The organism is Desulfosediminicola sp., from assembly GCF_048381775.1.
GTDB lineage: Bacteria > Desulfobacterota > Desulfobulbia > Desulfobulbales > Desulfocapsaceae > Desulfopila > Desulfopila ganghwensis.
The window spans coordinates 1-22,375 of sequence record NZ_JBLXGE010000010.1 but is presented as its reverse complement, the minus strand read 5'-3'; the positions used below and the strand labels follow the sequence as shown (position 1 = coordinate 22,375).

The following is a 22,375-nucleotide window of genomic DNA, read 5'->3' as shown; positions in this document are numbered from 1 at the left end:
GAGCTTTGAAGTCCAGGAGTTGAATATGTCAGGCAACATTCAAAATCTCTTTCCTGCTGGATTCTCCTCTTCGTCTGCCGACCTGGCAGGCTGACAAATACCCCTGTTTGCACATTCCGTATAAAACCCACCGGCCAGTCTGGAGGTAGCGAGAATACCATTAACATTGCAAGCGTCTGGTTGCTTTTCTGCCATAATCAAATTTGCTTGTCTAGTGGGTAGAATTGAATTGATATATGCTTCAAGTAATCAAGATGTCAGGAAAATTATGGCCCACAAGTGTCACATTTCTGGACCATATGCCTTATATTGTGTATTTATATTGATATAACGCAAATTTATAGATACTATCAGTCGTTAGCGGGTTTGTGTTATGGACGGGCCGGTTCCCACCTGTACAAGGTGGTGCCGCTATCATTTATCAATTGCTGTAATACCAGACAGCTATATTAACAAAGAGGAGGTCGTCAGCGTCTATCAGCGAAAATCGATGGTTTTCCCCGATAGATACCAACACTTAAAGCAATATTGCAGAGGTATACGAACACTTAACCATCAGCACTTAAGGAGTCATCATGGTATTTGAGACGCGCGAGAAGAGTGGATCGGTTATGGTTGTAGGAGCAGGAATTTCAGGGATGCAGGCATCGCTCGATTTGGCTGAGTCCGGCTATTACGTTTACCTTGTAGAAAAATCTGCCGCCATCGGCGGAGTAATGTCACAGCTCGACAAAACCTTTCCGACCAACGATTGTGCAATGTGAGTAATTTCACCAAAACTGGTCGAGGTCGGCCGGCATCTGAATATTGAACTGTTGACGAATACAGAGATTCTGGAGCTTGAAGGCGAGCCCGGAAACTTCACCGCGAAAATTCACCAATCACCAAGATTTGTAGACCTGACAAAATGCACCAGCTGCGGCGAATGCGCCAAAGTCTGTCCGGTCTCCCGCCCCAACGAGTACAACGAGAAGCTCGACTTTCGTAAAGCAATCTATAAGCAATATCCCCAAGCGATTCCAGGCGGCTACGGCATCAATAAGGAAGGCACAGCCCCCTGTAAGGCTACCTGCCCTGCCCATGTCTCCATTCAGGGGTTCGTAGCACTCATCAACGAAGGAAAGTACGACGAAGCGCTCAAACTTTTCAAGCAGGATCATCCTTTCCCCGGCATCTGTGGCCGCGTATGTCACCACCCTTGTGAGAGTGAGTGTACCCGCACCCAGGTGGACCAGGCGTTGAACGTTCGGGAATTACACCGGTTCCTCGGCGATTATGAAAGAGAGAAGGGCGAGTTTTATATGCCTGAGATCGAGGCGGAGAAGCGCGATGAGAAGATCGCGGTCATTGGTTCCGGCCCAGCCGGCGTGACCGCGGCGTATGAGTTATTGCAGCAGGGGTATCAGGTAACCATCTTTGAAAAGCAGGAGGAACCTGGCGGCATGATGCGTTACGGCATCCCGGAATACCGGTTGCCGCGCGATATCCTGGCTGGCGAAATCGAGGTCGTTCAGAATATGGGCGCCGAGATCAGGTGCGGGGTAAATTTCGGCACCCATGTGACCTTGGAGAGCCTCAAAATGGATGGCTACTCTGCCGTGTTTCTGGCAATTGGTCTGCATGCCGGGCGAAATCTGGGCATCGAAAACGAAGAAATGACGGGCGTTTTGCAAGGTGTCGATTTCTTGCGCGATGCGGCCAGCGGCAAAAAAGTCGAGGTCGGCAAAGAGGTCGTTGTGGTGGGCGGCGGTAACGTGGCCGTGGATGTGGCCCAGACCGCTAAGCGTCTTGGCGCTGAGAACGTGACCCTTATCTGCCTTGAGCGCAGGGAAGAGATGCCTGCCTGGGAGTATGAGATAATCGAGGCGCTGGAAGATGACATAAAGATCGTCAACAGCTTCGGTCCCCGCAATTTCCATATAGATAAAACCACTCAAAAGGTCTCCGGCATCGAGTTCAAGAGCTGTAAATCTGTCTTTGATGAGAGCGGCCGTTTCAACCCGGAATATGACGAGAGTGTCTGTGAGATATTCAACTGTGATACGGTAATCGTGGCCATCGGCCAGGCCACCGACCTGAATGGCATCAAGGAGCAGGGGATCGCAATTTCACGACCAGGCGGCCTGGAAGCCGACCCGGTCACCCTGCAGACCCCGATCGACTGGGTCTTTGCCGGTGGCGATGCTTTCTACGGCCCGAAATCGGTGGTGGACGCGGTGGCATGCGGTAAGGAAGCGGCCATCTCCATCCATCGCTATATCAACGATATGGACCTGCGCGAAGACCGCGACAAGGTGTGGGAATATGTACGACCCGCTATCGAAGGGGAAGGAATCATCGAGCGGATCAAGGCCAGGCATCTCGACCCGGAAGTCAGGGCCGGAAATTTTCTGGAAGTTGCCAGCGGCTACAACGAAGAGCAGGCACGTCTGGAATCAGCCAGGTGCATGAGTTGCGGTATCTGTTCTGAGTGTTACCAGTGTCTCGATGCGTGTCTGGCCGGGGCCATCGACCATGAGATGCTGCCGGTTGACAAGGATCTTACCGTCGGTTCAGTAGTGCTTGCTACCGGTGCCAAACCCTACGATCCAAGCCCCCTCTCTGAGCTGTATCTGTATAAACAGAATCCCAACGTACTTACCAGCCTGGAATTTGAACGGCTGCTCTCTTCAGGTGGACCGACCATGGGACATCTGGTACGGCCATCTGATCATAAGGAACCGAAGAAAGTCGCCTGGCTGCAGTGTATCGGCTCGCGGGATAACAACAAGTGCGGCAACAGCTACTGCTCTTCCGTCTGCTGCATGTATGCCATGAAAGATGCGATGATCGCCAAGGAGCACGCCAGCGAAGACCTTGACGCTGCCATCTTCTATATGGATATTCGCTCGTACGGCAAAGATTACGAGATGTACTACGACCGGGCCCGTGACCGGGAGGGTATCCGTTTCGTCAAGGCCAGGGTTCATTCGGTGGTCGAGAACAAGGAGAACAAAAACCTTATCCTCCGTTTTGCCGACGAGAATGGCCTGATTCTGGAAGAAGAGTTCGATATGCTGGTACTCTCGGTGGGGCTTGAGGTCTCTAAGGAAACACTGGAACTGGCGGATAAGCTCGGTATTGAGGTCAATAAAAATAATTTCCTCAAGAGCGATCCATTTAATCCGCTGGAAGCTACCAGAAAAGGTATCTTTGCCTGCGGCACCTTCCAGGGACCAAAGGATATTCCGTCTTCGGTTACCGAAGCAAGTGCGGCCGCTGGTCTTGCCGGTTGTCTGATCGCCGAGGCCCGCGGAACCGATACCAAGGTGCTGGAGGTCCCGGAAGAGATCGATATCAGTGGCCAGGAACCACGGGTCGGCGTATTTGTCTGCAACTGCGGCTCCAATATCGCGGGCGTAGTCGATGTGCCGGCAGTTCAGGATTATTCAGCCACCCTGCCCGGCGTGGTCTTCACAGACAACAACCTCTTCACCTGCAGTCAGGATACCCAGGCCAAGATCAAGGATAAGATCCTGGAAGAAGGGTTGAACCGGGTGGTTGTGGCCTCATGTAGCCCCAAGACCCATGCACCGATGTTCATGGAGACCCTGGAGGCCTGCGGTTTGAATCGCTATCTCTTTGAGATGGCCAATATCCGCAACCAGGATTCCTGGGTCCATACCAATAATCCGGAACTTGCCACCGAAAAGGCAAAAGACCTGGTGCGCATGGCTGTGGCCCGCGCTGTTACGTTGCAACCGCTGCACGGTAAAGTTATCCCCGTGAACAAGCATGCTCTGGTGGTCGGTGGCGGTATCGCCGGCATGAACGCGGCGCTGGATCTGTCACGGCAGGGGTTTGAATCCACCCTGATCGAAAAGCAGGGCGAGCTGGGCGGCATGGGCAAGAAGCTGCACCACACCATCGAAGGTGCAGATATTAGAAACTATGTGGATAAGCTCTCCAGCCAGGTTGTGGCGGATGAAAAGATCACCGTGCTCACCGAGTCGGAGATTGTTGCATTTGAGGGCTTTCAGGGCAACTTCAAGACCGCTGTCAGTGCCGGCGGCCGGGAGGCGCAGCAGATTGAGCATGGTGTGATCATCGTTGCCACAGGTGCGGGCGAGAACACGCCAACAGAGCACCTCTACGGTGAAGACGACCGAGTGCTCACTCAGAGCCAGCTGAGCGACAGGCTGGCGGATAAAGGGGCTGCAGATCTTGACACCGTGGTAATGATCCAGTGTGTCGGTTCACGTAACGAAGAGCGGCCCAATTGTTCGCGGATCTGTTGTCAGGCCGCGATCAAAAATGCCCTGGATATCAAAAAGAAGAGCCCGGATACCCAGGTCTATATCCTCTATCGCGACATGCGTATGTACGGTCAGATGGAAGACTATTACACCGAGGCCAGGCAGCAGGGTGTGCTTTTCGTACGCTACACCAAGGACAAGCCTCCGGTTACCGTTTCTTCAGATGAAGGCGTGCTGATAACGGTGAAAGATCATGTGCTGCAAAGGGATATCGAGATCTGTGCCGACGTGCTGGCCCTGTCGGCAGGGGTGCTGCCCAATATCTCGGATGAGCTGGTGAACAGGATGAAGCTCAACACCAACCCTGAAGGCTATTTCCTTGAAGCGCATGTCAAACTGCGCCCGGTGGATATGGGTAGTGACGCAGTCTTCTTATGTGGCACGGCCCATAGCCCGCAGCTGATTTCGGAGGCAATCGTCCAGGCGAATGCTGCGGCATCGAGGGCGGTCACCTTCCTTTCCAAGGATGAGATCAAACTTTCGGCAATCAAGGCCGAGGTCTTCCCTGAAAATTGCGTCAAGTGTCTCACCTGTGTTCGGTCCTGTCCGTTTGAGGTACCGACGTTCAATTCTATAAAGGGCGAGATTGAGATCGATCCGGCACTCTGCCAGGGATGCGGTGTATGTGCCTGCGTCTGCCCGAGACAGACCATCAACCTCAATAACTACAAAGACGACCAGATAACCTGTGAGGTCGAAACTCTGCTGGCTGAGGAGCTGAAATGGACGATATCAAATTAAACATTGTAGCGTTTTGTTGCGATTATTGAGGGTACTCTGCAGCGGACCTGGCAGGTTCGATGAGGCTGACATACCCAACCAATATCAAGATCATCCGTGTTCCCTGCACCGGCAAGGTGGATGTGACCTATCTGCTCAAGTGCTTCCAGCAAGGTGCCGACGGCGTTTTTTGCGTTGGCTGCCTTGAAGGCAACTGTCACTACAACGAGGGCAATCTCAGATGCCGGGAGCGGGTCGAGTATATCCATGAGCTGCTGGAAGAAATCGGTATCGAGGGCGAACGGGTCAGGATGTATAATCTCTCTTCCGGTGAAGGACCGACCTTTGCCAGGTATGCCGAGGAGATGACCGAACACATCCGCGCTCTCGGGCCCAATCCATTGCGGGACAAACCCAGAAAAGCGGCTGAACCCGTGTTAGACGGGGAAAGTGCCGGGACTCTGAATTAGCAGATTTGGAAAGGATACGTCGAAAATAGCGGCACCTCATAAAAGGAGTCAATCATGTATGAAGGAGCTATTCGAATAGGCGGTAAAAAGAAAAGCAGGTTGATGGACCAGGTCAAGCAACTGCTGCCCGAGGGCGGCAATCTTGATATGTGCCTCACCTGCGGAGCCTGTACTTCAGGCTGCCCTGCAACGGGGCTGGAAGATATGGACCCGCGCAAACTGCTGCGCATGGCCGCCATGGGCATGGACGATGAGCTATTGGCCTCTGACTGGCCCTGGATGTGCACCATGTGCCAGCGTTGTATCTACGTCTGCCCTATGAAGATTGATATTCCCCAGCTGGTATTCAACCTTCGGGCTCTACGACCACGCGAGGAGCGCCCCAAAGGCATCCTCGGTTCATGTGATATGGCGCTCAGAAGTGACACCTGCAGTGCCATGGGGGCAAGCGAGGAAGACTGGAAGTTCGTGGTGGAGGACGTAGCCGAAGAAGTACGGCGGGATCAGCCGGGAATGGAGAACCTGCAGGCGCCCATGAATAAGGAGGGCTCCTACTTCTACCTTAACCAGAATTCCCGCGAACCGATGACCGAGCCGGATGAGATGGTTCCGCTCTGGAAGATATTAGATAAGGTCGGAGCCGACTGGACCTACGGATCCAAAGGCTGGGCAGCAGAAAATTACTGTCTGTTCCTTGCCGACAACAAGAGCTGGGAGCATATCATCAGGGTGAAAGCCAAGGCGGTGGATGATCTTGGCTGCAAGGTGTGGCTCAACACCGAATGAGGTCACGAACTTTTCGCAGTCCGGGCCGGACTGAAAAAATTCAACATCGAGCATAACTTCGAGATTGCCAGCATTATTACCTATTACGCCAAGTGGATACGGGAAGGCAAGCTACCGGTAAACTCCGACTGGAACAAGGAGAGAAAGATCACCTTCACAGTGCAGGACCCCTGCCAGCTGGTACGAAAATCTTTTGGCGACCCGGTAGCCGACGATCTGCGTTTTGTGGTGAAGCAGGTTGTGGGTGAAGAGAATTTCATCGATATGGCGCCGAATAAATCCAACAACTATTGCTGCGGCGGCGGTGGTGGTTTTCTGCAGTCAGGCTTCCCAGAAGCCCGGCGGGAATATGGACGTCTGAAGTTTGACCAGATCAAGGATACCGGAGCGCAATACGCCATCACCCCCTGCCATAACTGCCACGCCCAGGTGCATGATCTGGCAGAGCATTTCGGCGGCGAGTGGCACACCCTGCATCTCTGGACGTTAATATGCCTCTCCATGGGGATGCTAGGTGAGAATGAACGTGTATATCTTGGGCCGGATCTGGCTGAGGTCGGCCTGTAGCGCGAATATCTCAGGAGCATTTTGTCGAAACTCAAGAGGGGGATCCATTATCAATGTTTGAAAGAACCTACAAGAATAAGGGTTTCGACAAAATGCTCACCAGAGCTGCCCTGAAACAAATGCTCTTGGAGTGCAGCCCATGCGGTGCCATCTTCTTCAGTATTTTGGCTGTCAAAGTAGTTCACTATGATTTGCAGCCCAAAACTTCGAAGCTGACACCGCCTGAACTGACGAGAAATTCGAGCCAGCATACATTTTTTCAGAGGATCGGGGGGAAGGAATTGTTCAATTTCCCGGTCCATATTGGAGGACATTTTTATGATAGTTGCCAATAGAAAGCCTTTTGCCGAGATTAAGGAGATGCTTGAGGGGTATACCAAGGTCTTAAACGTCGGCTGCGGCACCTGTGTCTCTGTCTGTTTGACAGGTGGAGAGAAAGAGGTGGAGATTCTGAACACCGAGCTGGAGATGGCCAGGCGTCTCGATGACAACCCCATAGATATTCACGGTCATACCATCGAGCGTCAGTGTGATCGCGAATATCTGGCCGAGCTTGACGAGAAGATAGCAGAAGGTGAATTTGACGCGCTGATGTCCATGGCCTGTGGTGTGGGAATCCAGTTCCTGGCGGAACGATATCCCGATATCCCAACGTTTCCTGCAGTGGATACCAGTGGTCTTGCGGTTAATCAGGCGGTTGGCTGGTATGAAGAGCGTTGCAGATCCTGCAGTCAGTGTGTGCTCGGTTTTACCGGCGGTATCTGCCCAATCACCCTCTGTGCCAAAGGGCTGTTAAACGGCCCCTGCGGCGGGACGAATATGGGCAACTGTGAGATCTCAAACGATCAGCCGTGCGCATGGTTCAGGATTTATGAACGTCTCAAAGGTCAGGACAGGCTCGATGCGATAAAAAGCATTAACGTCACCCGTGGCTGGAAAGATCAGTCTCCAAGAGATCTGCTGCAGCCGGGATATAAAAAACCGGAGAGCATGGCCAAATAGTTGAAACCCGAAAGCGGTGCTTTTTCTCTAACTGATCGTTGTTCAATGATTTTTACCCTTGGGGGATTTGCTATATGGTTCCGGTAAAATGAATCGAATCTCTCGATTTAGAAGAAAATCAATCGCTTCGGGATAGATGCTAATTGACTGAACGTAAATGGTATCATTTCCTCGCTACCATCAATAATCAGAGGATTACATATGAGCACAGAAACGAAAGTAAATCCCAAGAGCAACCTGGAAAAGGTGCTGACAGGTGGCCACTTTGCTTTTACCGGAGAACTCGGTCCCCCAAGGGGTACCGATGCCCAAGAGGTAAAAGAGAAAGCCCGCTTTCTAAAAGGCAATGTCGATTCCGTCAACATCACCGATAATCAGACTGCAGTGGTGCGAATGTCAAGTTGGGCGGCATCGCTTCTGATCCTCGAAGAAGGTCTTGAGCCCAATTACCAGATGGTCTGCAGGGACAGAAACCGCCTTGCCATGCAGGCGGATATTCTGGGTGGAGCTGCCCTGGGCATAAAAAACATGCTCTGCCTCTCCGGTGACCATCAGCAGTTCGGCGATCACCCGGATGCCAAAGGTGTTTTCGACATCGATTCGATCCAGCTGATAGCCATGGTTAAACAGATGCGGGACGAAGGAAAGTTTTTAAGCGGTGGCGAAATTGAGCATCCGCCCGGGATGTTTATCGGCGCAGCTTCCAATCCTTTTGCTGAACCGTTTGAATGGCGTGTGGATCGTCTGGCCAAAAAGATTGAGGCGGGTGCAGACTTTATTCAGACCCAGTGTATCTACAACATGGATCGTTTTCGCGAATTCATCCATGTTGCCAATGAAGAGGGGCTGACGGATCAGGTCTATATTCTTGCCGGGGTAACTCCCATGAAGAGTATCGGTATGGCCAGGTATATGAAGAGCAAAGTTCCCGGCATGGATGTACCTGATGAGATCATCGATCGTTTAAAGGGGGTTGAGAAGAAGCAGGTCGCTGATGAAGGTATCAGGATAGCCTGCGAACAGATTGAAGAGTTCAAGGAAATGAAAGGGGTCCACGGCGTGCATATGATGGCGATCGAGTGGGAGCATAAAGTTCCTGAGATTGCCGAGAGGGCAGGGGTGTTACCTCGTCCGGGACTGTAGTCTTTCTTTTGGAGTGATACTGCCACAGATTCAAACCCGGCTCCTGTCGGAGCCGGGTCACTATTGAAGGTTTCGTCCCAATAGTAACCTGGGTGTAGTCGTATTTGCCAACGATGAAGTCACCGTTCAAACAGGCCAGGGGGGATGCATCTGCAGAAAGCCGGGCTTGTGAGGTATAAATGAAAATTTTCTAGCTATCAAAATTGTATAGAGCTCCCTTCATGGCAATTCAGATAGACGTTAATTGAACCTGGAGAGCCAGATGGGGCGTTGATAACCACTAAAGTTCAGCTTCAGGGAGTGAGGTTCGGAGAAAGGTGATTGGACTGACAACTTAAAGCTAAAAAGCTCTTCTCTACAAGCCGATTGCAGAATTGTCCAGGGATTGGGCACTGGCCAATCGGTCACGTTTCACAATGAACCTTTATAACCTCATCTTTTCAAGCTGAAGATCAGGGGCAAACAGATCTGATTTTACTCTGTCCTTCGTTGGTCGCCCTTCCTTAACATCACAAGCGGTTACTGTTAAGGAAGAATTTAACGTGTCGGGTGATGGCTGCAAGACGAAGATTGCCAAAGCAAATGTTTTCTAATTGAATACAATCTAAGTCATCACGCCAAAAGGGAATTTCTTGCCTCCCAGATCTCTGTTTTTTGAGTTCTTCACTGTATTCTGCCCCAGAAGCTTGACCTTTTTGGCAGTTAGGCAATGCTTGTCTATGTGGCACTCGAACTCGACCGTTACACCAATCTTCAAAAATTGACAGTTTACCAGATCAGCCTTACGAACCATTATGTCCGGACCATTTCCGTTTTCGAGAAATCCGGTGCCTTTGTCACGGAACCATTTTTTAACTACTGTTTGCAAAAATATACCTCCAATTTGTTATTGAATTCTATAGGTTTTCATAGAATTGAACATAATCATAGCCAATAACCAACATTCTTTTGTCGAACCAATGCGTTTTAGAGAATCTGCTAAAATATGAAAGAGGCAATTCTATTCTGAAGCCAATGAAACAAAGCAACGAGCCGTTGGATGGATGGGCAACTTCTTATCTGGGATTTGCCTGTATGTCTTCAATATTACAGAGCATGAGGCAATCAAGACCTATGAAATCTTAGTAAGATATTTTGAACCTTTGGCGATGGATATTTTCTTGTTGCCTTCAAAGATAACTCTAATCACACCACCTTTTTCTACAGTAACAATTTTTCCAATACCCCAATCCGCTTTCTTGTTGTGTCGAACTTTTTCACCTGCATATAATATTCCACTCATTAATTTCCCTCCAGGAAAATATTTAAACACCAACATACTATTATAAACCTTAATCGTATAAAGGTCCCAGGTTTTATAATAATTATAGATGTGGCCTCTTCGGGTAACACGGCAGTCCACAAATTATATTTGGCCGAAATTGATTAATCGCTTTAAAGATGCTGGTGGAGATCGCAACAAAGTAGGTCTCATCCAAGATGTTGTTTTACCAGGGGTTAACCTGGCAAATACGAGCCACTGAAACCTTTGGAACAAGGGCGTGGGGCACCTCAGCCTTGGTGCGAGTGTTTGGTATAAACGAGATGAAACCCCATCTTTTTTTCTGGTGATAAAAGGTCGTTCTCGGTTTTGAGGTACTTGGCCAAGTCCGCGGCCAGAGACTGCACCAGTTACTTTTCAGGTCGAAGTAAATTGATTGTAAGCAGTTAGATAATTTTATTTATAGACTCTCAGGCGGCAGGAAGATAAGAGAGTTCTGGTAAAAGCTGTATTTTTATAGGTCGTCGATCAGTTCTTAATTTTTGGATTCTGTGGTGGAGGTGTTCTCCTGATCCTCTTCCGGACTGTTCTGTTTATCTAGCTTGCGCTGCCTCTTATCCTCTTTTTTCTTTTTCTTTTCCAGTTCCTTTTGGCGCTTTTCAAATGAATAGTTTGCTTTTCTGGCCATGATTTTCCTCGGGAAAGTTTAATTCAATTGCTGCCAAGAATGTACAAAGTAAAGACCCTGCCTGGCAGGGTCTTTACTTTGTACGACAGCTATTACAGCTGGACTACATTCGCTGCGGCTGGTCCTTTCGGACCATCTACAATCTCGAAGCTCACGCGTGCATTTTCTTCTAGGGTCTTGAAGCCTTGAGCCTGAATTGCTGTATGGTGGACAAATACATCTTTGCCGCCATCTTGCTCAATAAAACCAAAACCTTTAGCATCGTTAAACCACTTAACTGTTCCTTCAACCATTTTGTGATACTCCTGTGTACCTGGTTCCCTTGGGAACCTTTTGTTAAAAGCCATGCCATCAGTTGTGGCTTGGCCGGTCATCCGGTTGTTCCGGATGGAATATTTTTATTCTCAGCTTGAAAGACTATTGATTCCAAAGTCAAAGGACGTAGCCTTGCTTCGATTGCTCTTTCTCGGAGCAGTACGAGCCGGATGCCTTTTCTGGCTAGTCTTTCTGTAAGGGGCTGAGGTACCCTTTGGGTTTGTTGTATTATCTTTGACGTCACCGAAAGATTCGATCTGTTCAAGATTCATCTTTTTACCGAGATTTTTTTCGATAAGAGAAATAATTATACGATCATCTCTGTCGGCAAAAGTGATGGCACTACCGCTTTTTTTAGCACGCCCAGTCCGTCCGGTTCTGTGGGTATATGTTTCTGCTGTATCAGGCACGTCGTAGTTTATTACGTGGGAAACGCCGGATACATCTATTCCACGTGCAGCAATGTCTGTTGCGACAAGAATCCTGTAGGTGCCGTCACGGAAGCCATCCATTGCACGTCGACGACTTTGCTGGGAAAGATTACCCTGGATAGAGGCTGCTTTGAGGCCTGCTTTTTCAAGCTGTAATGCAAGATTTTTCGCCTTATGCTTGGTTCGGGTAAATACCACGGTGCTCGTCATTTCCTGCCTGGTCAACAGATTTTTGAGTAGAGAGGTCTTCTGTGCTTTCCCGACATTGATGAGGGTATGGGAGATCGTTGCCGCAGGTAATGCGTGATCAATCTGAACGGTACATGGGTTTACCAGAATCTCTTCGATAAGGTGTCTGATTGCTTTGGGCATAGTTGCGGAAAAAACCAGAGACTGCCTTTTATTTGGTAACTGCTTGATGATTCGACGAATATCAGGGAGGAAACCTTTGTCGAACATATGGTCTGCTTCATCAAGAACAAATGTTTCCACGTCCCGAAGTGAAATACCCTGCTCTTTGAGGAGATCAAGAAGACGTCCCGGACAGGCTACGATTATGTCAACCCCGGAACGAATTGCTTTTATTTGGGGCTGCTTCCCTACACCGCCATATACGACGACACTGCGAAGTGCAGTCCCATTTGTCATACTGGTGATTGTATCATGAATCTGTTGTGCCAATTCTCGTGTGGGGGCGATGATTACTGCTCGTGTTTTTTTGGATGATCCTGTTATCAGTTTCTGCAGTATCGGTAAGACAAAAGCTGCAGTTTTACCGGTACCGGTTTGGGCAAGCCCAAGAACATCCTGACCCGCGAGGATCGGCGGTATCGTTTTTTCTTGTATAGGTGTTGGGGTGGTGTAACCACAGGAGGATATGTTGCTAGTGATGGAAGGGTGAAACCGAAAATGCTCGAAACTCATTAAAACTCCGTTGAGATCTTATAGTGTGTAGCCAAGGCTTACCAAGGCTTGAAAGTGCGTACAATGGGTGAGCGCCGATCAACTGCGAAACTCAGTTCAATGTGGAACCTGAGTGTAAATCAACAGCTATTGACCAGATGCAGAACGGTCATCAAAAGTACACCTTCATACTGATTCCTGTTTAAGTAAACAGTATAAACTTCTATGGTTGCGAACTACGCTAAGACATAAACGAGGTTTACGAGGAGAACATAAAGGAATTTAACTTCTACTTTGTAGGATTGTCAGGATTAATATACTCGTCCTGAGCAATAGTGCAATAAAATAATAATGTTTTCTTAAAATTACCATTTCCTGTATGAGCAAAAAGCTTTTTTTCCAGAGCTATTAGAAGCGTAATTTCAGCCAGATACATGGATGGTGATTTGATTATTGAACCAGCCGCATAGAATGCTGGTGATTAGCAGAAAAAGACAAATACGTGCTCGGTAGGGCAGTCACAGCGAATCGTGCCTGGCAGACTTTTAACTCTTTACTCACAAGAAAGCCAGGTCTCCCGGGTTGGGTTTGATTTCACGCAGATAAATCAGGTAGGCGGAAGGGGGTACGAGGTGCATGGTACGCCAATTGAGTTGGAGCATAAATCGCCGGAGATTGCTGAGAGGCCTTTGACTGGAGGTGTGATATTATTTTTGAATTCAACCTGCCAAATATTGAAACCCGGCTCCTTTAGGAGCTGGGGCCATATTCAAGGGCATGCCAGTCACCAATATATCGTTGGAATATACAAAGCATTCTAGCTCAAGCCAATAGAGTCATACCCAGGTCGACAAATCAAGTCTTTGCCTCATAATGCCCGTGGCAATCCCAACCACCCCCGTTCAGGAGATACTTGGATTACCATGAACATTATCATTTGCTTGCCATCTAATCGGTTTCCTGTATCATTTTGTTTTCAAAATACTCAATGATCGCCATTTCAAGATTAATTTTATCTTACCGGAATAGATGGAACTTCCATTAGTTCACTGGAGTATTGCGTGAAAAGCTTTTGTGGTGGAAACGGTGAGGGGAAAGGACCACTCTTGCTATTCTGAAGTGCTTTCAATAAGGCATTCTGACTATTGTGGCATATGTTTCTTTGATGATCTCCAGCCCACTTTCAATATTGATTGCAATAGACTTTTTAAGTCCCTCGCGATCCTGGTTTTTTAGGGCTTCGATAATTAAATCATGCTCTTTATTGAATTTCACGGAGTGCTCTTTATCTCGTCGATAAATATTGAGTACACTCTCCACTGCCCCTCTTAATGTCCTGGCAATATTGCATAAGTGAGGGAGGTTTGAAGCATCATAAATGAGAAAATGAAAATTGCTATCCAGGTGGTGATGATTCTTGGGGGTCTGCTGCATGGCAACATGGAGTTCCTCAAGTTTAAGGATATCCGCATCGGTTATGTTTTCCATTGCTTCAGCAGCAAGTTTAGCCTCTAAATCTATTCGCAGATCAAAAATGTGAAATATTTCCTTCTCGGTGGGAGGTGTCCCGACAATAGCGCCTTTATACGGAATATTTTTTATCAGTCCGGTTCGATCGAGCCTCATTAAAGCTTCCCTGATTGGACCACGCCCTATGTTCAGTTCCTCTTCAAGATCGTACAAGATAAGACGGGAACCTGGCAGTTTTTCGCCCCTCAGGATCATGTCCCGTATAATCTCATACGCTTTCAGTGATTTCATGGAAGACTTAGTGCTTTCCATTACAATACCTTTTTTAAATTTTAGAATGGTGTTTATTGCATTTTTTCAATATTCGGTTAATGCCACCGCTTTTCTTGTCACTGCAGACGATTGATCTTATTGAGAAATCAGAGTGATTTCAGCAGCAAATGTCCTGGGCTATTGGCTCACAGCAGCACAGTATGAGCGACACTTTTTATAATGTCGAGAATTATTTTACAATCCTCTTCACTAAATGTAAGCGGAACACGCATATCACACATAGTACTGAGAATACGATCTGTACGGGGAAGAGAAGGGATTTCGCTAAAATACTCCCAGCTTGAATAGACACTAGTAAACCCAACAGGCTCTTTGTTGCCGAACCATTTGAGCTCAACACCCCGGTCCAAACAGGCCTGGAGAAACGTTTTTATGGTCTCTTTATCTTCGACATCCAAAGAAAACTGGATGGAGCTTCCCACATACGATTCCCTGGGGTCTCTTCTCGGGCAGCTTATTCCATTAATATCATTCAGCCCTTTCTCCAGAATCCGGTAGCGCCTGTTCCAACGTGCACATTGCCCATCCAGCTTCCGCAATTGAGGCCGCAGTATGGCCGCCCGAAGGTTATCCATACGGCATGAATAGTTAGGAACTATACTTTTTATACATTCAAACACATCCCTGTCCGGTCGTGCAGTGTGACGTTCATATAACATATATGACCCTGAATGGAAGATAGCCCGGGCAATAACCTCGGGATCATCGGTCACAAGCAGTCCGCCTTCTCCGGAATTGATATGTTTATAAGTCTGGGTGGAAAAGCAGCCTACCTTGCCAAAAGATCCAGATTTCTTGCCGTTCCATGATGCCCCGAGGGTATGGGCACAATCCTCGATGAGGGTCAGGTCATAGGTCTTGCAGATCTCCATAACCCGGTCCATATTTGTAATGTGTCCCCTCATGTGAGAGAGCATAAACCATTTCGCTTCCCCGGCCTTGCTTTCCAAGTCATCAAGGTCAATGGTGTAGTCTTCTGTTATCTCGACAAGTTCTATGTCTGCACCTGCGTTTTCTATTGCTCCCGGAACGGGGGCTAAGGTATAGGCATTGCACAAAACTTTATCCCCGGGGCGTACACCCAGAGATTTCAGAGCCAGATACATGGCGCTCCCGCAGGATGCGCAGGCAAGACAGTATTTCTTACCCAGATATGCTGCAAATTCTTCTTCCAGGAGAGCAACATCACCTTTTTCTTCGCTATTGACATTATACCTGTGGAGTCTGCCGGTCCTGAGAATGTCGAGAGCTTTTCCCATCCCTTCCTCACAAATGGGCTCCTGTTTGGTGAAATCCTTTGTAAATACGTGTTCCGACATCTTCTCTTTTCCCTCCCGTAAGGTTAAGAGGCAGAATGTTAGCAGACTGTAAAATCCCAATTAATTTCAATCAAATGTATGGGCTGGAAATCCAGGGCCCCTGCTCTTTTTATGCGTGCCATGCCAGTGACAGGACCTGTGAACAGGTCCTGTCACCAGGAAACAGTCTTGTGTCTCCGGAAAGCCGCGACCCAAAAAAAATCTGGTAAGCACCTTGAATGGTATAATATATTTCTCAAAGGAAATTATACTTTTACCACCATGATGCACGATCGGCTACGCCGAATATTTGCTCGCGAACTGTTGCATGAAATCAGCGAGGGCGGCGGCGTCCTCCTCAGTGATTGCATTATACAAGCTCGCTCTGAGATAATCTCCCACCCCAAAGGGTGTGAGGGTGCGCAGCCCAACTATACCCTCGTTCCAGCTCTGAATGAGAAATTCTTCGGTTAATTTTTCGTCCCCCCCTTTGATATTGAAGGGGATATTCATACGGCTTCTCAACTTTTTATCTTGCACAGGTGTGCTATAGAAGCCGTCAGAGTTATCGATGACATCGTAAAGGATACGGCTTTTGGCGATGGAACGGCGCTCGTTCTCCGCTACGCCGCCTTCGCGCTCAAGCCAATCCATGAGGAAACTCACGACTTCGATGTTGAAGGTCGCGGCGGTATTCCAGAGGTTGTCTGCCTCCACATTGGTTGTGTAATTAAAAACCCCGGGGCAGAAGGGGGATGCCTTGTCTTTTCCAAGAAGATCCTTGCGCACGATGGTCAGGGTGACACCCGGGTGACCAATATTTTTCGACGCACAGGCAAAGAGTACTCCAACACCGTCGGCGTGCCAATCGACCGGCTTCGTTGTGAAGTCCGAACTTGCATCGATGACCAGGGGGATCTCCCGGCGCGACTCTGGAAGTCTGGGAAGCCTGTGCAGCTCAACGCCATTTACGGTCTCATTGGAGCAAAGAAAGACGTATTTACTCTTGGGATCAATATCCTCTTCTTTCAGCTCGGGGAAGGTCGTATACCCCCCCGTTTGAGGGTCCCTTCCATCAATGGCTTGAACGGTACAGTACCTCTGAGCTTCTTCGCTGGCCCTCTCTGTCCACGTGCCGTTAACGATGTATGTCGCAACGTCCGAGGTGTTATGGCAGAGGTTCAACGGTACGGCGGCAAACTGCCCGTGGCCGCCGCCATGTGTAAACAGCACCTCGTAGTCATCCGGTATCTCCATGATTCGTCTGACAGACGATGTTACGTGGTTGAGTATATCCAGGAACTCCGGTGAACGGTGCGATAATGCGAGAGAAGTGAGCCCGGGTTTTTGGAAGCTGGCAGCAATCTCGTCCTCGACCGCTTTGGGTAAGGATGTAGGTCCAGGACTGAAGTTGATGAGCTTTACCGAAGGGGAGGCTGGCCTGAGTGACCCAACAAGGGCAGGGTGAGAATTCTCATTTATTGTGGTTGTCATTTTCTTATTCCGAATTGTCATTATGGGTAAAAGGGACCAATATTCAGTCCGGTTAAATACGGGCTACAAGTGGTCTATCCCGACACCGATGACCAGAAGAGCCTTTTAGACATTGGACATCATACGCGCCGGCAAGGGCCGACAAGATACGCTGGGAGATACAGGGCAGGTTTGAATGGATCTGTAACAAGCTTGTAGGAAAAGGTGCTGATATTCAGGCTTTCGCTTGTACCGATTGTAGTATGATCTCCCCAAATGTACCAATTATGTACCTCGATGCTGCAAATCTTATCGCCAAAGAATTGGTACCACATCATTCTCTCTAAATTCGAGGGTGTTCAGGTACCACAAGTTATATACAAAGCCGAGCAAGCCCCTGGTCATAATTACATTGATGTTCCGGTAACTTCGTACAAACGTTTCGGGCGTATCTGTGTATGGTTGACTGCGGAGTTGCAATAAACTGGGCGTCACACCTGTATGAGTGAGGATACCCGGCTATAATTCACTGAAAAACAGTATTAAGAACATTGGGCAGCCATAAGGTCAGCCCTGGCAAATATGCTATGAGAAAGACAACAAAGACACTGACAAAGACAAACGGCAGGGCATTGACGGAGATCTCTTCCAGGGTAGCTCGTGCGACTCCGGAGGCAATAAACATATTTTCGCCAAGCGGTGGGGTGGCAAATCCAATTTCACAGCAGCATACCAACACAACACCAAAATGGATGGGGTCTACCCCTAAGGAGACCATCACGGGCAAGAGCACAGGAGTGACCAGCATTATGGTGGCCAGAGTTTCCATAAACATCCCCATGAACAGGAGGAAAAAGATTATCAATGCCCAGATCACGTAGAGGTTGTCGGTGAGATTCAGCAGTCCCTTGGCGATGAGATCAGGAATGTTATTGAGGGTGAGAAGATGGCCAAAGGCAAGGGCTGTGAACATGATGATCAGCACTCGGCCAGTAATCCATGTGGTGCTCTCCAGGGCCTTCATGACCCCGCCGAGTTCTATTTCTTTATAGATGAAAATACCGACAAAGAGAGTATAGAAAATCGAGACGATAGCAGCCTCGGTCGGTGTAAAAAAACCGGTGTAGATCCCGCCAAGGATAATGACCGGAGTAAGGAGCGCCCAGAACCCGTCTCTCATTGTCTTGAGAATTCCCTGGGCGGAAATCTCTTTGCCGTCTCCCTCATACTGTCTGCGCCTTGATATGAAATAGTTCATGCCCATGAGGCCAACAGCCAGCATCACACCGGGTATAAACCCTGCAATGAAAAGGTCTGCAATCGACTCCGATGCGGTAACACCATAGATAACCATGGGGATGCTCGGGGGAATGACTACACCCAGACCTCCGGACGATGAGGTAATAGCTCCGGAATAGCCTCTGTCATAACCGTGCCTGACCATTGCCGGAATCATCAACATACCTACCGCGGCAGTGGTAGCAGGACCTGAGCCAGAGATTGCGCCAAAGAACAGACAGGACAAAACCGTGGAAGCAGCCATGCCACCAGTGAAAGGCCCCGCTAAGGCTTCGGCGACTGCAACCAGTCGTTTTGATATCCCGGCTGATTCCATCAACGCCCCGGAAAGGATAAATGCGGGAAGGGCCATGATAGGGAAAGAATTGACGGAGGTATAGGCAATCTCAACAAGGCCTTCAAGAGGCTTGCCGCTGACAAGCATACCGCCCATTGCCGCAGCGCCAAGGGATAAGGTAATGGGAGCACCGAGGAGCAGTAACCCAATAAATGAGACGAAAAGAACCGCTGTAACACTCATTGCATCACCTTATCCTTTGAACTCATGCTTTCATATGCTTCAGTTTCGATTCTATCCACGTCAGCAATTTCAATTTTCAGGACATATTTCATTATATTTACCTGAATAATCCGCATGGTCATCAGAGTGAAGGCGATAGGAAAAATCAGGAATACATAGGCCATAATCCAGTCGAGAGTCGGAGAATATTCCGGATACTGAAACCCTTCTTTGATTACGTTGATACTGAAGAAAATCATGGTGGCGTTAAAAGCAATCCAGACAAGATCCGACAGCAACATCGAAATATTTCCGACGAATTCGGGAAACAGCTTGAACTGGAAAGTGACCCTGTTATGGGCAGCGAGTCGTGCCGCATACGTTGCACCAAAATAGACAAACCAGACAAAAGCGAATCGTGATAGCTCTTCACCCCAGGGCAGAGATGCAGGCAGGTCATATTTATCAAAAAAAACGATATAATGGGACAGAGTATCCATTAAGCCAAACACCAGCCTGAGAACAATCTGCAAAAAGAGCAGACACACAAAAAAAACCAGCAGGATCTGACAGAGATAGCTCTCTAAATTGTCCAATACTTTCAAAACTGTTTTGGCTCGCATAAATGACTCCGATCTTTCGTAATAACCTGCCCGCAAGTAACGGGCAGGTTATTAAAATCTAACGTCCAAGTGCTGTTACAACCTCATCCACGGCAGCTTTTCCGCCTACACTGTCATAAAACTTTGGCCAGACCTTCTCCATTGCAATCTTTGCCCACTGATCTTCATCTTCGATGTCGTTATATGCGACACCTTCTTTGATCATGTTTTGTTTTGCTGTTTCAGCTCCGGTAAGGCTGAACATGAGATTATACTGCTGCGCCTCTATACCAGCCCGGGTGAACATTGCCTGATCTTCCGGGGAGAGGGATTGAAAAAATTTCTCTCCGAAAACAAGGGGCTGCAGGGAAAAAAGATAATGGCATTCAGAGGTGTAATTCTGCACTTCATAAAACTTCATGGTGTAGTTGACCATATGGGGATTGTCCTGCCCGTCAACAACCTTTTGCTGCATGGCGGTAAAGGTCTCCGGCCATGCCATGGGCACTGGTTCCGCATCAAGTGCTTTCCAGGTTTCAATCATGATTGCATTCTTCGGAACCCTGATTTTAAGCCCTTTGAGATCTGCAAGTGTATTGACAGGTCTTTTGGAGTTGGTCAGGACGCGGAAGTTAGAATACCCCCATCCCAAGGGACGGATACCTGCTTCCTTAACAAGAATTTCTCTCCACTTATTGCCAAGATCACCAGTCGTTGCTTTTACCGCATCATCGAAGCTCTGTAAAAGATATGGCAAGGTCAGAACGCCTAATTTCTTAGCAAAGGGAGTGACGTTATTAATGGCCACAACCGCTCCATCAATGGAACCCCTTCTGGCATCCTTGACCATTTTTTGTTCGTCACCGAGTTGCCCGCCTGGGAAAATATCGACTTTGTATCTTCCACCACTGGCTTTTTCCACGATATCTTTAAAACGTAAGGCCAGAACACCCTGATCGGAGTCAATGGGATCTCCCAGGCCTATTTTCAAAGTCTTTTCTGCAAATGCAGATAGCGGCACTGTGAACGTCACAACCAACAGAGCCATCAAACACAACATCGTTAACCGTTTCATACATCCTCCAATTTTTTTCAGTTTTTACATCTGATTGTCTGCAAGCAGCAGGCAACCTCAGAAAGCCCAGTTATATAAAACGGGCACGAACTTATCGCCCAGGTACTGGTGATTCGATGTATGCCAATCAGTAGTCAGCAGGTAGAAAAATAACAAAAATGTTAAAGTTATGTAAAATTTTATAAAATGTTTTTTTTGTGTTGTCAACATTTTATAAAATATATTATAAAATGTTACTGGGTGTAGAACTGCGACCGGCGACTACCCAAACTTAACGGGAAGTCGGAGAGGATACGCGGCCTGCAGATTTGTGTTAATGAAGGTAATGCACCGATAAATTTATGGAATTGTTTGGAGATACAGGCAGTGTGGTCGTGACAGAAACAAAAGAATTATTTCTTAAAGGGATGACCGAATTGCCCGCCTTTAGGTTATGGCGAAGGCAGGAAAATCAAGCCGACACAGCGGCTGAAGATATTTTTCACTGTGATGTACCGTACCACAAATGGCTGTTTGATCGCAGTTGAGGCATCTGGTCTTCGTCAGTGCATCATGACAAGAATTTATGGGAGCGCGTAACAACATTGTGGCCACATTTGCCTGTCTGAAATCAGTGTCGTGGCCATATAAAGATATTGTCTGGAGTTTAACGGAATGAAAATTATTGATAAGTTATTTGACCTTAACGGTCGTGTTGCACTTGTTACCGGCGGCAACTCAGGAATTGGCAGAGCTATTGCGTTCTGTCTTGCCGAAGCAGGCGCTGCCGTTATCCATGTGGCAAGAAAAGAAGAACCATTAAAGGATGCTGTCAATGATGTGTTAAATATAAACGGGAAGGCAGCGTATTTAACCTGTGATGTGGCTGATATGGATGCTCTGGCTGAAACAGCAGAAAAATCGGCGTCATTTTTCGGAGCACCTGATATTCTGGTGAATGCTGCTGGTATTAACATGCGGCAGTCCTGGGAAAACATCAGCACCGATAGTTGGGACAAGCAGATTGATATTAATTTGAAGGCACCTTTCTTTCTGGCCCGACACCTTGTCCCTGGCATGAAAGAAAAAGGGTGGGGAAGGATCATCAATATTGCCTCACTTCAATCAGAACGTGCCTTTCCAAACAGTGTTCCCTACGGTGCCTCCAAGGGCGGAGTAGTGCAGTTGACCCGGGCTATGGCTGAGGCATGGTCCGCTGATGAAAGTGGTATCACATGTAATGCGATTGGACCTGGCTTTTTCAAAACAGGTTTGACTTCAGGCCTCTATGACCAGGAGCAGGTGATTGACGCCCTTGCCCGCCAAACCATTATTGGCCGAAATGGAGAGCTTGATGATCTGAAAGGCGTTGCAATATTTCTTGCTTCACCTGCGTCTGATTATATTACTGGCCAGACGGTTTATGTCGATGGTGGCTGGACTGCAAAATAAATAGCCACGCCAACGTTTCCGGATCGGTTCTTGATTTTTGCGAAGACCTCTTTCTCGTCAGAACTATCGGTATATCTGGTTCTAATACATTGAGTGCCAGGGTCGTGACCCACAACGAACTTCTCTTCTAGTTTCGGGTCACGATTCTACCAGTACGATTATCTCAAGTTCCCCAAGGACTCCTTTTGCTTTCAGGCAAAACTCATTGGTCTCCTGCCAGAATAATCCAGGGCATATACAGAATAGGTTTATCAATAGTTGCGCTCTGGCAGTCCTTCAATTCACAACAAAACATGCTGCAATTATTGATAAAC

Annotated in this window: 19 protein-coding genes; 7 read left to right on the top strand and 12 right to left on the bottom strand. The window is 48.1% G+C overall.

The genetic code is table 11. The annotated features are described in order from the left end of the window. Positions 1-575: 575 nt before the first annotated feature. From ACN5NT_RS16140 to ACN5NT_RS16130, 3 genes are read left to right on the top strand one after another with little or no spacing between them, the layout of a single operon-like run. Positions 576-5,036: an FAD-dependent oxidoreductase gene (locus ACN5NT_RS16140; RefSeq protein WP_419176111.1), complete on the top strand. Its 4,461-nt coding sequence runs from the start codon at positions 576-578 to the stop codon at positions 5,034-5,036. Continuing rightward, positions 5,018-5,485 (top strand): hydrogenase iron-sulfur subunit, encoded by a 468-nt coding sequence (locus ACN5NT_RS16135; RefSeq protein ID WP_136798861.1) that lies wholly within the window; start codon positions 5,018-5,020, stop codon positions 5,483-5,485. The genes ACN5NT_RS16140 and ACN5NT_RS16135 overlap by 19 nt, the downstream gene beginning before the upstream one ends. A gap of 54 nt (positions 5,486-5,539) precedes the next feature. Beyond that, entirely contained in the window at positions 5,540-6,838 is a 1,299-nt protein-coding gene (locus ACN5NT_RS16130; RefSeq protein WP_136798860.1) for a (Fe-S)-binding protein, read from the top strand. Positions 6,839-6,888: 50 nt separating this feature from the next. Here the strand turns inward: ACN5NT_RS16130 and ACN5NT_RS16125 are convergent, their stop codons facing one another. After that, complete coding sequence (locus ACN5NT_RS16125) at positions 6,889-7,140, bottom strand: hypothetical protein (RefSeq protein WP_419176110.1); 252 nt, start codon at positions 7,138-7,140, stop codon at positions 6,889-6,891. Positions 7,141-7,156: 16 nt separating this feature from the next. Between ACN5NT_RS16125 and ACN5NT_RS16120 the strand changes: the two genes are divergently transcribed. Together ACN5NT_RS16120 and ACN5NT_RS16115 are read left to right on the top strand one after the other, a co-directional pair. After that, complete coding sequence (locus tag ACN5NT_RS16120) at positions 7,157-7,840, top strand: methylenetetrahydrofolate reductase C-terminal domain-containing protein (protein WP_419176109.1); 684 nt, start codon at positions 7,157-7,159, stop codon at positions 7,838-7,840. Positions 7,841-8,041: 201 nt separating this feature from the next. Further along, positions 8,042-8,983: a methylenetetrahydrofolate reductase gene (locus ACN5NT_RS16115; RefSeq protein WP_419176108.1), complete on the top strand. Its 942-nt coding sequence runs from the start codon at positions 8,042-8,044 to the stop codon at positions 8,981-8,983. A 604-nt stretch (positions 8,984-9,587) separates the two neighbouring features. On the opposite strand, the gene ACN5NT_RS16110 is transcribed toward ACN5NT_RS16115, so the two are convergent. The 11 genes from ACN5NT_RS16110 to ACN5NT_RS16060 form a co-directional block, all read right to left on the bottom strand. Further along, a complete protein-coding gene (locus ACN5NT_RS16110) occupies positions 9,588-9,851 on the bottom strand; it encodes a hypothetical protein (RefSeq protein WP_217907706.1) in 264 nt (87 codons plus the stop codon). Between the two features lie 243 nt (positions 9,852-10,094). Further along, entirely contained in the window at positions 10,095-10,265 is a 171-nt protein-coding gene (locus tag ACN5NT_RS16105) for a DUF3553 domain-containing protein (protein WP_167495850.1), read from the bottom strand. A gap of 514 nt (positions 10,266-10,779) precedes the next feature. Then, on the bottom strand, positions 10,780-10,932 hold the full coding sequence (locus tag ACN5NT_RS16100) for a hypothetical protein (RefSeq protein ID WP_167495849.1): 153 nt from the start codon (positions 10,930-10,932) through the stop codon (positions 10,780-10,782). Positions 10,933-11,024: 92 nt separating this feature from the next. Further along, the gene (locus ACN5NT_RS16095; RefSeq protein WP_136798856.1) at positions 11,025-11,225 is read right to left on the bottom strand and encodes a cold-shock protein; all 201 of its coding nucleotides are present in this window, start codon (positions 11,223-11,225) and stop codon (positions 11,025-11,027) included. Positions 11,226-11,336: 111 nt separating this feature from the next. Next, positions 11,337-12,602 carry a DEAD/DEAH box helicase gene (locus ACN5NT_RS16090; protein WP_419176107.1) on the bottom strand — a complete coding sequence of 422 codons (1,266 nt, stop codon included), beginning with the start codon at positions 12,600-12,602 and terminating at the stop codon, positions 11,337-11,339. A gap of 1,104 nt (positions 12,603-13,706) precedes the next feature. Continuing rightward, positions 13,707-14,363: a GntR family transcriptional regulator gene (locus ACN5NT_RS16085; protein WP_136798854.1), complete on the bottom strand. Its 657-nt coding sequence runs from the start codon at positions 14,361-14,363 to the stop codon at positions 13,707-13,709. Positions 14,364-14,509: 146 nt separating this feature from the next. Next, positions 14,510-15,703: a DegT/DnrJ/EryC1/StrS family aminotransferase gene (locus ACN5NT_RS16080; RefSeq protein WP_419176106.1), complete on the bottom strand. Its 1,194-nt coding sequence runs from the start codon at positions 15,701-15,703 to the stop codon at positions 14,510-14,512. 276 nt (positions 15,704-15,979) lie between these two features. Then, positions 15,980-17,176: a 3-phosphoserine/phosphohydroxythreonine transaminase gene (serC, locus tag ACN5NT_RS16075; protein ID WP_419176105.1), complete on the bottom strand. Its 1,197-nt coding sequence runs from the start codon at positions 17,174-17,176 to the stop codon at positions 15,980-15,982. Between the two features lie 505 nt (positions 17,177-17,681). Further along, the gene (locus ACN5NT_RS16070; RefSeq protein WP_136798851.1) at positions 17,682-18,974 is read right to left on the bottom strand and encodes a TRAP transporter large permease; all 1,293 of its coding nucleotides are present in this window, start codon (positions 18,972-18,974) and stop codon (positions 17,682-17,684) included. Then, entirely contained in the window at positions 18,971-19,576 is a 606-nt protein-coding gene (locus tag ACN5NT_RS16065; RefSeq protein ID WP_136798850.1) for a TRAP transporter small permease, read from the bottom strand. Before ACN5NT_RS16065 ends, ACN5NT_RS16070 begins: the two co-directional genes overlap by 4 nt. Before the next feature lie 58 nt (positions 19,577-19,634). After that, positions 19,635-20,630 carry a TRAP transporter substrate-binding protein gene (locus ACN5NT_RS16060; RefSeq protein WP_136798849.1) on the bottom strand — a complete coding sequence of 332 codons (996 nt, stop codon included), beginning with the start codon at positions 20,628-20,630 and terminating at the stop codon, positions 19,635-19,637. 341 nt (positions 20,631-20,971) lie between these two features. On the opposite strand from ACN5NT_RS16060, the gene ACN5NT_RS16055 reads away from it, so the two are divergent. Beyond that, positions 20,972-21,157 (top strand): hypothetical protein, encoded by a 186-nt coding sequence (locus tag ACN5NT_RS16055; protein ID WP_136798848.1) that lies wholly within the window; start codon positions 20,972-20,974, stop codon positions 21,155-21,157. Between the two features lie 127 nt (positions 21,158-21,284). Further along, a complete protein-coding gene (locus ACN5NT_RS16050) occupies positions 21,285-22,061 on the top strand; it encodes an SDR family NAD(P)-dependent oxidoreductase (RefSeq protein WP_419176104.1) in 777 nt (258 codons plus the stop codon). The last annotated feature ends 314 nt before the right edge of the window (positions 22,062-22,375 follow it).